Here is a 12,258-nt window from a genome sequence, read left to right as displayed (position 1 = left end):
ACGCCCACGGTACTTCTCTCAAGCAGCATCCAGCAGAGCTGTACGCGGTGACCACCGGTACACCGTCGGCACACACCCGTGCATGAGCGCGAGGTCCACCGCGTCGAACACTGCCTGGCGGGGGCCCGGCTTGCGCAGCTGACGCGCCGAGACGGCGAGCCGCACGATGCCGCCACGGCGGGCCGTGCGGTCGGCCGAGAGCACCAGGGTGCGGCACCACCATGGCTCGGTCACGAAACCCGCCCCGATACCCAGGACCCGCGCCCGCACCGTTGTCTGACGGATCAGATCCGTCATCCCGGTCAGGCCGGGCAGCATGCGGAAGCCGTTGCGCGGCAACACCGTCACCACGCCGGGCGAGACCGACCAGCCCGGTGCCGCGAACAGCCGGGTACGCAGGCCCAGGTGGTCCATGATCCGGTCGGCGGCCATCAGGCGCAGATTGGCCTCGTGGGCCTGCAGCACCGCGAACTCGCTGCGCCGCAGCTTGGTGGCGGCCTCGTCGTAGCCGTGCAGCACGATCGCATCCCCGCCGGCGCGACGCTCGGTCAGCCACCGCACGGTGGGGGCGTCGGCGTCCAGGCGATAGTTTCCCTTCAGCCGCGGCGCCACGAACAGCGACAGCGGCACCGACCTGGCGGCCAGGCGCTCGTGCAGAGCCACCACATCGTCGAGCGTGCGGTGGTCGATCCCGGATACCGAGACGATCAGTTGCCCAGCCATGCCCGCAGTCTGACAACCGCAGGTGTCCAACCGGTGTCAGACACGTGTGCGCCGGCTGTCTACTTGGGCAGCACCGCTTCGATGGCGCTGATCACCTCGGGCGCATCGGGCACGGTCTGCGGCCGGAACCGGTGGGTGACGGTGGCGCCGGGGGCCAGCAGGAACTTCTCGAAGTTCCATGCGACGTCGCCGGCCACCCCGTCGGCATCGGGCGTCTTGGTGAGCTCCGCGTACAGCGGGTGCTGCTGCGGACCCAAGACGTCGGTCTTCTCCAGCAGCGGGAACGTCACACCGTAGGTGGTGGAGCAGAAGGTCTGGATTTCCTCCGCGCTGCCCGGCTCCTGACCCATGAACTGGTTGCAGGGCACGCCCAGCACGGTGAGCCCGCGGTCGGCGTAGTCGCGGGCCAGGGTCTCCAGCGCGCTGTACTGCGGGGTCAGGCCGCACTTGGAGGCGACGTTGACCACCAGGACCGCGCGGTCGGCGTAGTCGGCCAGCGAGGTGGGCTCGCCGGCGAGCGTGGTCAGGGGAATGTCGGTGATGCTCATGGTCGTCGACGCTACCCGTCAACCCCGGAACAGCATCTCGGTGAGCCTGCCGGCAGTGGCCACCGGATCATCGGCAGGCACCGCCTCGTTCAGCCACAGCATGGCGTAGCCGTGCACCATCGCCCACGCGGCCAGCGCCGCGGCGTCGGGGTCGGCGGCGGCGTGCGGGTCGGTCAGGGTCGCCACCCCGCGGCCGAGCTCCTGGCGCGCGGCCACCTGCGCGGCAACCAGCTCCGGATCCTGGTCGTCCACCAGTGATTTGGCGAACATCACGGCGAACTCGCCGGGATTCTGTACTGCGAACTGGACGTAGGCCAGTGCCGCGGCGGAGAAGTCGGGCCCGCTCTCGGCCAGCGCCTGTGTCAGCTTCTGGAACCCCCGCGTCGCCAGGGCGGTGAACAGCCCCCGCCGGTCGGTGAAGTGGTGGGCGGGCGCGGCGTGGGACACCCCGGCTTCGCGGGCCAGTTCCCGCAAGGACAGTGCCTCGGCGCCGCGTTCGGCGATCAGGCGCGCCGCTTCGGCGAGGATGACCGCCCGCAGGTCACCGTGGTGGTACTTGGCCCGGCTCACTGTCATCCACCCCTGCTGTGGTCAGCAGCCAGGCGTACTGGAACGCCACTTCCTTCCACCGTTCGTAGCGGCCGCTGATCCCGCCGTGACCCGCTGTCATCTGCGTCTTCAGCAGCACCGGGTTGGCGTCGGCCTTGGTGTGACGCAGCGCGGCAACCCATTTGGCCGGCTCCACGTAGTACACCCTGGTGTCGTTGAGGGAGGTCATTGCCAGGATCGGCGGATACTCCTTGGCCTCGACGTTCTCGTACGGCGTGTAGGACTTCATGTAGGCGTACACCTCCGCGTCGTCGACGGGGTTACCCCACTCGTCCCACTCGGTGACGGTCAGTGGCAGCGACGGGTCCAGGATGGTGGTCAGTGCGTCGACGAAGGGCACCTGCGCCAGGATCCCGGCGAAGGCCTGCGGCGCCATGTTGGCCACCGCACCCATCAGCAGGCCGCCGGCGCTACCTCCGAGTGCCACCAGCTGCTCCGGACGGGTGACCCCGGATTCCACCAGATGCTCTGCGGCAGCGATGAAATCAGTGAAGGTGTTGCGCTTCTGCAGCAGTTTGCCGTGCTCGTACCACAGCCGGCCCATCTCGCCGCCACCGCGGACGTGGGCGATGGCGAACACCATGCCGCGGTCGAGAAGCGAAAGCCGGGCGATGGAGAACCGCGGGTCCTCACACGACTCGTAGGCGCCATAGCCGTAGATCAGTGCCGGAGCGGGCAACTCGACACCGACGCGGCTGATCACCGATACCGGCACCCGAGTGCCGTCGGGCGCGATGGCCCAGTCGCGGCGCTCGGTGTAGTCCTGCGGGCGGTAGTCACCCAGCACCGGTTGCTCCCGCAGCAGGGTGCGTTGGCCGGTGGCCAGGTCATGGTCGTAGACCCGTACCGGGATGACGAACGACGTGCACGCGATCCGCAGCCGCGGCGCGTCCCAGTTCGGGTTGCCGCCCAGCCCGGCCGACATCAACTCGGATTCGAACTCGAGCTCCTGGGGTTGTGCGTAGTCACCATCGGTGATGGGCCACAACTGGATTCGGGGCAATGCCTCGCGCCGGTAACTGACCACCAGGTGATCGGCGAAGGCGTCCATCCCTTCGAGCCGCACATCGTCGCGGTGCGGGATCAGGGTGCGCTGCGCGGTGGGGTCGGCGACCGGGGCCTCCACCAGCGTGAAGTTGACCGCACCGTCGTTGTGCAGGATGAGAAACCGGTCCTGCCCACCCACCACCGCGTGGTCGACGGAGTACTCGACCCCCGCGCGGCGGGGCAGGATGCTGGTGAACTCGGAGGTCGGGTCGGAGGCGTCGGCGTAGAACACCTCAGAGGTGATGGCCGAGCCCGCGGCGATCAGTATGTATTTGTTGCTGCGGGTGCGTCCCATCCCCACCCAGTATTTTTCGTCCGGCTCGTGGAACACCTTCTCCGCCGGCAGCCCGCTGCCCAGCCGGTGTCGCCACACGGTGTCGGGGCGCCAGGCGTCGTCGACCGTGGTGTAGTACACCGTCTCGTTGTCCGCCGACCAGGTGACACCGGCGGCGATCCCGACGATCTCGTCGTCGTACATCGCGCCGGTGCGCAGATCCTTGAACCGCAGGGTGTACCGCTCGTCGCCCACGACGTCGACCGAGAACGCCAGGACGTTGCCGTCGAGGCTCACACTCGCAGCACCCAGAGAGAAGAAGTCGTGGCCCTCGGCCTCGATGTTCTCGTCGAGCAGCACCAACTCACCGGGCACCGCGGTGTTCTCGTCGAGTTCCGGGGGCGTCCAGTCGTCGGCCCCACGGACGGGGCAGCGGCAGTGCACGCCGTACTGCTTGCCCTCGAAACTGCGCCCGTAGTACCAGTAGTCACCCCGACGCGTCGGCACCGAGAGGTCGGTTTCCTTGGTGCGGGCCTTGATCTCGTCGAAGATCTTCTGCCGCAACGGTTCCTGATCGGCAGTGATGCTGTCGGCGTAGGCGTTCTCGGCTTCGAGATGGCCGATCACCTCGGGGTCGTCCTTGGCCCTCAGCCATTCGTAGGGATCGGTGAACACGTCCCCGTGGAACTCGCGGCGCGTGTCGACACGCTTGGCAACCGGCGGTTTCATGCCTGGACTCCGATCCAGTCGGCGAAGCTGAGACCGGAGATCCGTTCGTAGGCCTCGATGTAACGGCTGCGGGTGGCCTCGACGATCTCGGCGGGCAGCGGTGGTGGCGCCTCGGTTCCCTTGCGGTCCCATCCGGATTCGGGTCCGGTCAGCCAGTTGCGGACGAACTGCTTGTCGAAGCTGGGCTGCACCACACCCTGGGTGTAGGTGTCGGCGGGCCAGTACCGCGACGAGTCGGGGGTGAACACCTCGTCGGCCAGCCGCAGCGTGCCGTCGGTGTCCACCCCGAACTCGAACTTGGTGTCGGCGATGATGATTCCCTTCGTCAACGCATGATCGGCAGCCTGGGTGTAGATCCGCAGGGTTTCGTCCCGCAGTTGCTCGGCGCGATCCGCGCCCACCTTCTCGGCCACCTGGTCGAAGGTGATGTTCTCGTCGTGATCCCCGAGGTCGGCCTTGCTGGCCGGAGTGAACAGGGGTTCGGCGAAGCGGCTGGCCTCGCCCAGGCCGGGCGGCAGCGCGATCCCGCACACCGACCCGGTGGCCTGGTAGTCCAGCAGTCCCGATCCGGTGAGGTAGCCGCGGGCCACGCACTCGATGGGCATCATCTCCAGCTGTCGCACCACCAGCGCACGGCCCAGCACGTCGGCCGGGATGCGCGGATCGTCTGCCGGGCCAGCAAGGTGGTTGGGCGCGTCGATCAGGTCGAAGAAGAACACGCTCATCGCCGTGAGGATGCGCCCCTTGTCGGGGATCTCACTGGCCAGGATGTGGTCGTAGGCGGAGATGCGGTCCGAGGCCACGAACAGCAGGTGCTGCTCGTCGATGCGGTACAGCTCGCGGACCTTGCCGCTGGCTATGTGCTGGTAGTCGGACAGAGCAGGACGCATCGGGCCAGCCTAACGGCCACACATCCCGCCGCGACGTGCTGGGATCAACCCCATGACCTCACGCACCCGGTTTCTGCCCTACGCCACGACACCGCGCCGGCTGCTGGTCCAGTTGATCAGCGATGCGGTGGTGCTCACCTGGAGCGTGATCTGGGTGACGGTCGGGGTGGCGGTGCATTCGGCCATCGCCACCATCGCCGCGGTCGGCAGGCAGGTGCAGTCCGGCGCCAATGGTCTGGCCGACAATCTGGAGTCCGCCGGCGACAGCGTGAGCGGCGTGCCCTGGATCGGCGACGATCTGCGCGGCGGGCTGGTCTCGGCCGGCGAGGCAGCACTTGATGTGGCCGGTGCCGGCGGCGAGCTGAACTCGACGGCGAGTTGGCTGGCGTGGGTGCTGGCGCTGGCCGTGGCGTCGCCGCCCATTCTGGCGATCGCCATGCCGTGGCTGGCCCTGCGCATCCGCTTCGCCCGGCGCAAGTGGACCGCGCTGACCCTGGCGGCGACCCCGGCCGGTGAGCAGTTGCTGGCCATGCGCGCGCTGGCCAACCGTCCGCTGCGGAAGTTGACGTCGGTGAGCCTGGACCCGGTGGGCGCCTGGCGCCGCGAGGACGCCGTCACCATCCGGGGGCTGGCCGCCCTCGAACTCCGCGCCTCCGGCATCCGCGTCAAGCAGTGATTTGTGGAGTTTCACCGGCGCACACCGCCGCTGGGACTCCACAAATCACCCGGGACGGAACCAAACTCCCGCCCGAAGCGCCTGAACAAGCATGCTCAACGATTTCCTTCGCCGCCATGACGGCGTCATCACAACGGCCCAGGCACGCCAGGCCGGCCTCAGCCAGGACGCGGTGAACCGCCGCCTGCGCTCCGGCCGATGGCGTCGGTGTTCCTCCGGCGTCTACTTCGCCGAAGACCATGCCTTCACCGACGCCGCCCGGATCCGCGCCGGGGTGTGGGCCTATGGCAACGACGCGGCCGCTTCCGGCTTGACCGCGGCGTGGTGGCACCAGCTGATCCCGGTTCCCCCGTCAATTGTCGAAGTGACCGTGCCCCGCAATCGCCGACTCGCGCACCGGCCAGGGACACGGCTTCGCCGTCGGGACCTCACACCGGCCGACGTCGTGGAACACCGGGGACTCCGTGTCACATCGCTGGATCTCACCTCAATCGAGGCTCCGGTCCGACGCGGAGGGGGCCCCGCGATCCTGGACACCGCACTTCAGCGGCACACCGAATTGCCCCGGTTGTGGTCCACACACTTGCGCAACAAGGGCCGCCACGGATCACCCCGGGCGCGCATCTACCTGCAAGCAGCCGGCGACAACACCAGGTCGAAGGCCGAGCGGCTGTTCATCAGTCTGCTCAAACGGCACCACATCACCGGATGGGTCGCCAACCACCACGTCGGGGAATACGTCGTCGACGTCGCTTTCCTCGCGGCGATGGTCGCGGTCGAGATCGACGGCCTGGCCCACCACAGCGACGCTGTGACTTTCGGCAAGGACCGGACACGTCAGAACGCCTTGATCCTGATGGGCTGGCGAGTTCTCCGCTTCACCTGGTGGGACCTGACCGAACGCCCTGACGCCGTCATCGCCACCGTCAAACGAGCGATTTGCGGAGTCTGACCGGTGCTCACCGCCGGTGAGACTCCACAAATCGCAGGAAGAGGTGACGCAGGCCGGTGTGGCGGTTACTGCGGGTCCACTCGACGGACTCCACCTCCGCCACGGCAAACCTCGCCAGCAGTTCCTCGAAGAGCACCCGCAGCTCCAGCCGGGCCAGGTTGGCACCCAGGCAGTAGTGCACCCCGTGCCCGAAACCCAGGTGTGGATTGGGTTTTCGGGCCACATCGAAGACACCCGCGTCGGCGAACACCAGCGGGTCGCGGTTGGCCGAGGCCTCCCACACCACCACCTTGTCCCCGGGCGCAAGTGCACACCCTCCCAGCAGGGTGGACGCCGTCACCGTGCGCCGCTTCGACGGTGACGGCGACGTCCACCGCACCATCTCCTCGACGGCCGTGGGCAGCAACGAGGTATCGGACTGCAGCAGGGCCCACTGCGACGGGTGCTGCGCCAGCGCCAGCAGTCCCCCCGCCACCGCATTGCGCGTGGTTTCCGCACCCGCGGAGAACAGCAGGCTGAAGAACAGGTACACCTCGAGATCGCTCAGCGACGGGTCAGCGGCCACCACCGACAGCATGTCGTCGGCGGGCTGAGCACGCTTGGCGGCGATCAACTCCATGCCGTAGGTGTACATCTGCGAGGCCGCGTCCTCGGCGGACAGCTGCGCCACCGTCGCTGACCGGGAACCGCCGAAGTCGAACTGCGGCTCGATGGCCTGGAACAGCCAATGTCGTTCAGTGTCAGGGATTCCCAACAGGATGCAGATCATCTGCATGGGCAGCTCGGCGGCCACCGACACCAGGAAGTCGAACGGCTCCCCCACCGGCACCGCATCCAGCAGAGCAGCAGCGCGCACTCGCAGATCGTCCTCGACGCGCCGGATCATCCGCGGTGTCAGCCCGGAGCTGACCAGACGGCGGATCTGTGCATGCCGCGGATCGTCCATCATGTTCAGCACCTGACCGGCGATCGACAGATCTTGCAGCAGCGTGCCGCCGTAGGCGCGCGTGCCGCCCGTCACCGACGAGTACAGCACCGGATCCCGCAGCACGGCATGGGTTTCGGCATGGGTGGCCACCGACCAGAACCCTTCGCCGTCGGGGGTGTGCTCGGTGGGTTCGTGCCAGAACACCGGGGCGTCGCGGCGATGGGCGGCGAAGATCTCGTGCGGGAACCCCGACGAGAAGTTCGCCAGATCCGTCAGGTCCGCGCGCATGGGACTACAGGATGGCGCCGGGGGTGTACGTGGCGGCGTCGGGGTGCTGCGCCACCAGCTCCGACACGGCTGCGGCCACCCGGTCCACCTGATCGGCCGCCGCTCCGACAAATGCCCCCTTGTCGGCCAGTGCGGCGTCCAGGGCGGCCCGGTCCAGCGGCAACCGCTCGTCGGCGGCCAGGCGGTCCAGAAGGTCTGGCTCTGCACCCTTTTCGCGCATCGCCAGCGCCACCGCCACCGCGTGTTCCTTGATCACCTCGTGCGCGGTCTCGCGGCCGACGCCCGCACGCACCGCAGCGATCAGGATTCGGGTGGTGGCCAGGAACGGCAGGTACCGGTCCAGCTCGCGTTGTATCACCGCGGGGTAGGCGCCGAATTCGTCGAGCACCGTCAGGAAGGTCTCGGTCTGTCCGTCCAGGGCGTAGAACGCATCGGGCAGCGCCACCCGGCGGACCACCGAGCAGAACACGTCGCCCTCATTCCACTGCGCCCCAGCCAGTTCCGCAGCCATCGAGGCGTAACCACGCAGGACCACCTGCAGGCCGTTGACCCGCTCGCAGGAGCGGGTGTTCATCTTGTGCGGCATGGCCGACGATCCGACCTGCCCAGGCGCGAAGCCCTCGGTCACCAGCTCATGGCCGGCCATCAGCCGCACGGTGTGGGCGAACGACGACGGCCCGGCACCCAGTTGCACCAGCGCCGAGACCACGTCGTGGTCCAATGAGCGCGGGTACACCTGCCCGACACTGCTGAAGACATTCGCAAAGCCCAGGAACGACGCCACCCGCGACTCCAGTTCCGCCAGCCGGGTCGCGTCGCCGTCGAACAGGTCCAGCATGTCCTGGGCGGTGCCCATCGGGCCCTTGATGCCACGCAGCGGGTAACGGTCGATCAGCTCTCGTACCCGATGCAGCGCCACCAGCGTCTCCTCGGCCGCGGACGCGAAGCGCTTGCCCAGCGTGGTGGCCTGCGCGGCGACGTTGTGCGAACGCCCGGCCATCACCAGATCGCGGTACTCCACGGCGCGCGCGGCCAGCCGGGCCGCCACCGCCACGCCGTGGGCGAACACCAGCTCCAGCGACTGCCGGATCTGCAGCTGCTCGACGTTCTCGGTGAGGTCGCGACTGGTCATGCCCTTGTGCACGTGCTCATGACCGGCCAGGGCGTTGAACTCCTCGATGCGCGCCTTCACGTCGTGGCGGGTGACCCGCTCACGGGCGGCGATCGACGCCAGATCGACGTCGGAGAGCACCCGCTCGTAGTCCTGCACCACCCCATCCGGCACCGACACCCCGAGCTCGGCCTGCGCGCGCAGCACCGCCAGCCACAACCGCCGTTCGGCGACGATCTTGGCCTCCGGCGACCAGATGGCCGTCATCTCCGCGCTTGCATACCTCGAGGCCAGGACGTTCGGAATACTCACGAACACACAGCTTACGGTCCGCATGCAGCACACTGAGCGCATGTACTTCGTGGGCCTGGACCTGGCGTGGGGACAACGCAAGCCCAGCGGGGTGGCCGCCGTGGACGACAGCGGCAAGCTGGTGTTCGTCGGTCAGGCCACCGACGACGCCAGTATCCGCGCCGCGCTGCAGCCGTTTGTGGAGGGAGACTGCCTGGTCGCCATCGACGCACCGCTGGTGGTCGAGAACGAGACCGGCCAGCGGCCGTGCGAGAAAGCCCTCAACGCCGATTTCGGCCGGTTCCAGGCCGGGGCGCATCCGGCCAACAAGGGCAAACCGGAGTTCGCGGGCACACCGCGGGCCCGCCGGCTGGCCGATGATCTGGAGCTCGACATCGACCCGATGTCCACCTCGTCCCGGCGGGCCATCGAGGTGTACCCGCACCCGGCGACGGTCGCGCTGTTCCGCCTGGGCCGCACCCTGAAGTACAAGGCCAAGCCCGGCCGCAACGTCGCCCAGCTCCGCTCGGAGCTGCTACGCCTGATGGACCACATCGAGGGGTTGGGGCAGGTCACCGAGTGCGCCCAGTGGGGCGAGCTGCGCGACAGCGTCGAGCAGGCCACCCGCAAGAGCGAGCTGCGCAAGGCCGAGGACCCGATCGACGCGGTGGTCTGCGCCTACATCGCCCGTATCGCCCACGAGTCGCCGGCCGAGGTCACGGTCTACGGCGACCTCGAGACCGGTTACATCGTGACGCCGACGCTGCCGGCCGATCTGGAACCGGCCGCTCCGGAGGCCACCCCCGGCGCGGTGCACGACGCCATAACCGAATATGCCCGACGCCGGCCGGCGCTGACGGTGAGCACCGCCCACTATCTGGATCTGGTGACCGCGCTGCTGGACGACGCCGGTATCAACTACCTCAGCGCCACCGCCCGCACCAAGACCATCGCCTCGTTCGCCGCGAAAGCCGACCGCACGGTCGACGGCCGTCGGCTCTACACCGACCCGCTCACCGAGATCACCGACCAGATCGGGTTGCGGATCATCACCTATGTGCGCGACGACGTCGCCACGGTCGCGACGCTGCTGGCCGACGGGATGCGGTTGCTCGACGACCGTGACATGGGTCTGGAGACCGCAAGTGCCGGTCGTTGGGGGTATGCCAGCAGACATCTGCTGGTGGCCGTCGAGGGTGAGCAACAACCGGCGTCGATTCAGGTCCGCACCGTGTTGCAGCATGCGTGGGCGGAGTTCGAGCACGACATCCGCTACAAGGGCTCGGTACCCGAGTACGACGCACCCGACCTGGACCGCCGCTTCACCCTCGCCGCCGGGCTGCTCGAGCTCGCCGACCGCGAGTTCTCCGCCATCCGGGAGCGGTTGCGGTCCACCACGCCCGCGCCGGTGGAGACCGGCCAGGAGCCGGGCATCGCGACGGCTGTACTGGCCACCTACCTGGGCAACCGGTTCCGCGACGCAGGCTGGTCGCGCACCGACCACTACAGCTGGATCTCGGGTCTGCTGCACGAACTCGGCATCGACTCCCTCGAACAGCTGGACACGGTCCTCGACGGGATCGACGTCGACGCGGTGAACGCCGCGATGGACTACCGCTTCCCGCCGGGCGCGGTACGCCGCCTCGACGACGCCCTGCTCAGTGCCTTCGGCCGCCGTTACATCGACCTCGAGGGCAACGCCCACCGGGTGGAGCAGCTCGAGGCCAGGGCGGCGAAGCTCAATCCGGTGCGTCCGTCAGATGACTCGGATCGGTGATCTGACCCTTCAGTCCCATCTGTTTGTTGATCAGCGTGGTGATGAAGAACAGGATGATGCCGATCACGATGAGGACGCCGGCCACCAGATACTGCTGGGGGTCGCGTCCTGACAGCGGCGTCACCAGGTACAGCGACACCACGAAGCCGATGATCGGCAGCACGGTCGGGGTCTTGAAGTGCTCACCGTTGTTCTGAATGTCCTTGCGCAACACCAGCACTGCGACATTGACCACGGCGAAGACCATCAACAGCAGCAGTGAGGTGGTGCCGCCCAGGACCGAGATCGCATTCGAGCTGGCGAAGCCGGACACGTAGAGGATCAGGCCGAAGGCGATGACGGTGGTGAACAGGATGGCCACCCACGGGGTGTGGCGGCGGGGGTGCACCGCGCCGAGCACCGGCGGCAACACGTGCTGGCGGGCCATGCCGTAGATCAGCCGGCTGGCCATCAGCATGTTGATCAACGCGGTGTTCGACACGGCGAACATGGTGATGAACGGGAAGATCTCGTCGATCGGCAGGTTCGGGGCGGCGGCGCGCACCACGTCCACCAGCGGGGTCTCGGTCTCGGTCAGATCCCCGACCGGCACCAGCGCCACCGCGATGATGGACACCAGGATGTAGACCACGCCGGCGATCGACAGGCCGGACAAAAGCACCTTGGGGAAGATCCGCACCGGGTCCTTGGTCTCCTCGGCCATGTTCACCGAGTCCTCGAAGCCCACCATGGCGAAGAAGGCCAATGAGGTGGCTGCCGTCACGGCGACGAAAGCGCCTCGCTCGTCCTCACTTTCGAACATGACGATCCGCGAGAAGTCGATGTTGTCGCCGCCCTGGGTGAAGGCCCACAGACCCACCAGGATCACGGTCAGCAGACCGGTGATCTCCACGATGGTCAGGCCGACGTTGAGTTTGACGCTCTCACTGACCCCGCGCAGGTTGATGGCGGCCAGGGCGGCCATGAACACCAGGGCGATGGCCGCGACGCCCAGCTTGCCCCAGTCCAGCCCGAAGCCCTCGACGGCGTTGGCGGCGAACGCCCGCGAGGCGGTGGAAGCCGATGTGATACCCGAGCACATCACGATGAACGTGATCAGGAATGTCACGAAGTGGATACCGAAAGCCTTGTGCGCGTAGAGCGCAGCTCCGGCGGCCTGCGGATATTTGGTGACCAGTTCCAGATAGGAGAAGGCGGTGATGGTGGCGATCAGGAAGGCGACCAGGAACGGCAGCCAGGCCGCTCCGCCCACCTCGCCGGCCACCTGCCCGGTCAGCGCGTAGACGCCGGTACCCAGGATGTCTCCGACCACGAACAGCAGGAGCAGCCCCGGGCCCATCACCCGTTTCAGCTTGGGTTGCTCTGCTGTGGTCTCCGACTGCGCCATATCTCCTCCTAGCGGGGGTGGAATGCGC

The 12,258-nt window shown here is 67.9% G+C and carries 11 protein-coding genes; 3 read left to right on the top strand and 8 right to left on the bottom strand.

Features of this window, described 5'->3' with window-relative positions; genetic code table 11:
* Positions 1–18 precede the first annotated feature (18 nt).
* From G6N58_RS12060 to G6N58_RS12040, 5 genes are read right to left on the bottom strand one after another with little or no spacing between them, the layout of a single operon-like run.
* On the bottom strand, positions 19–723 hold the full coding sequence (locus G6N58_RS12060) for a DUF2334 domain-containing protein (protein WP_115278537.1): 705 nt from the start codon (positions 721–723) through the stop codon (positions 19–21).
* Between the two features lie 59 nt (positions 724–782).
* Positions 783–1,271, bottom strand: a complete 489-nt coding sequence (locus G6N58_RS12055) for a glutathione peroxidase (protein ID WP_115278538.1) — start codon at positions 1,269–1,271, stop codon at positions 783–785.
* 18 nt (positions 1,272–1,289) lie between these two features.
* Positions 1,290–1,841: a TetR/AcrR family transcriptional regulator gene (locus tag G6N58_RS12050; protein ID WP_068914921.1), complete on the bottom strand. Its 552-nt coding sequence runs from the start codon at positions 1,839–1,841 to the stop codon at positions 1,290–1,292.
* A complete protein-coding gene (locus G6N58_RS12045) occupies positions 1,813–3,930 on the bottom strand; it encodes a S9 family peptidase (protein WP_115278539.1) in 2,118 nt (705 codons plus the stop codon). The genes G6N58_RS12050 and G6N58_RS12045 overlap by 29 nt, the downstream gene beginning before the upstream one ends.
* A complete protein-coding gene (locus G6N58_RS12040; protein WP_115278540.1) occupies positions 3,927–4,820 on the bottom strand; it encodes a phosphoribosylaminoimidazolesuccinocarboxamide synthase in 894 nt (297 codons plus the stop codon). Before G6N58_RS12040 ends, G6N58_RS12045 begins: the two co-directional genes overlap by 4 nt.
* Before the next feature lie 52 nt (positions 4,821–4,872).
* Between G6N58_RS12040 and G6N58_RS12035 the strand changes: the two genes are divergently transcribed.
* Both G6N58_RS12035 and G6N58_RS12030 read left to right on the top strand, forming a co-directional pair.
* Complete coding sequence (locus G6N58_RS12035) at positions 4,873–5,496, top strand: hypothetical protein (RefSeq protein WP_115278541.1); 624 nt, start codon at positions 4,873–4,875, stop codon at positions 5,494–5,496.
* A gap of 91 nt (positions 5,497–5,587) precedes the next feature.
* Positions 5,588–6,448: a DUF559 domain-containing protein gene (locus G6N58_RS12030; RefSeq protein WP_115278542.1), complete on the top strand. Its 861-nt coding sequence runs from the start codon at positions 5,588–5,590 to the stop codon at positions 6,446–6,448.
* A 7-nt stretch (positions 6,449–6,455) separates the two neighbouring features.
* On the opposite strand, the gene G6N58_RS12025 is transcribed toward G6N58_RS12030, so the two are convergent.
* Together G6N58_RS12025 and purB are read right to left on the bottom strand one after the other, a co-directional pair.
* Positions 6,456–7,664: a cytochrome P450 gene (locus G6N58_RS12025; protein ID WP_115278543.1), complete on the bottom strand. Its 1,209-nt coding sequence runs from the start codon at positions 7,662–7,664 to the stop codon at positions 6,456–6,458.
* Positions 7,665–7,668: 4 nt separating this feature from the next.
* On the bottom strand, positions 7,669–9,087 hold the full coding sequence (gene purB, locus G6N58_RS12020; protein WP_115281558.1) for an adenylosuccinate lyase: 1,419 nt from the start codon (positions 9,085–9,087) through the stop codon (positions 7,669–7,671).
* Positions 9,088–9,127: 40 nt separating this feature from the next.
* On the opposite strand from purB, the gene relZ reads away from it, so the two are divergent.
* Positions 9,128–10,843, top strand: coding sequence for a bifunctional ribonuclease/(p)ppGpp synthase (relZ, locus tag G6N58_RS12015; RefSeq protein ID WP_115281559.1), 1,716 nt, complete (start codon positions 9,128–9,130; stop codon positions 10,841–10,843).
* Here the strand turns inward: relZ and G6N58_RS12010 are convergent.
* Complete coding sequence (locus tag G6N58_RS12010; protein WP_068914914.1) at positions 10,806–12,230, bottom strand: APC family permease; 1,425 nt, start codon at positions 12,228–12,230, stop codon at positions 10,806–10,808. The genes relZ and G6N58_RS12010 overlap by 38 nt on opposite strands.
* Positions 12,231–12,258: the final 28 nt, after the last annotated feature.

The organism is Mycolicibacterium tokaiense (genome assembly GCF_010725885.1).
Lineage (GTDB): Bacteria > Actinomycetota > Actinomycetes > Mycobacteriales > Mycobacteriaceae > Mycobacterium > Mycobacterium tokaiense.
This window is presented reverse-complemented; position numbering and strand designations above follow the sequence as displayed.

Excerpts from the sequence above, each read along its gene's own strand:
- G6N58_RS12040 (WP_115278540.1), bottom strand. The coding sequence starts at position 4,820 with ATGCGTCCTGCTCTGTCCGACTACCAGCACATAGCCAGCGGCAAGGTC.
- relZ (WP_115281559.1), top strand. The coding sequence starts at position 9,128 with ATGTACTTCGTGGGCCTGGACCTGGCGTGGGGACAACGCAAGCCCAGC.
- G6N58_RS12010 (WP_068914914.1), bottom strand. The coding sequence starts at position 12,230 with ATGGCGCAGTCGGAGACCACAGCAGAGCAACCCAAGCTGAAACGGGTG.
- G6N58_RS12030 (WP_115278542.1), top strand. The coding sequence starts at position 5,588 with ATGCTCAACGATTTCCTTCGCCGCCATGACGGCGTCATCACAACGGCC.
- G6N58_RS12035 (WP_115278541.1), top strand. The coding sequence starts at position 4,873 with ATGACCTCACGCACCCGGTTTCTGCCCTACGCCACGACACCGCGCCGG.
- G6N58_RS12060 (WP_115278537.1), bottom strand. The coding sequence starts at position 723 with ATGGCTGGGCAACTGATCGTCTCGGTATCCGGGATCGACCACCGCACG.
- G6N58_RS12055 (WP_115278538.1), bottom strand. The coding sequence starts at position 1,271 with ATGAGCATCACCGACATTCCCCTGACCACGCTCGCCGGCGAGCCCACC.
- G6N58_RS12045 (WP_115278539.1), bottom strand. The coding sequence starts at position 3,930 with ATGAAACCGCCGGTTGCCAAGCGTGTCGACACGCGCCGCGAGTTCCAC.
- G6N58_RS12025 (WP_115278543.1), bottom strand. The coding sequence starts at position 7,664 with ATGCGCGCGGACCTGACGGATCTGGCGAACTTCTCGTCGGGGTTCCCG.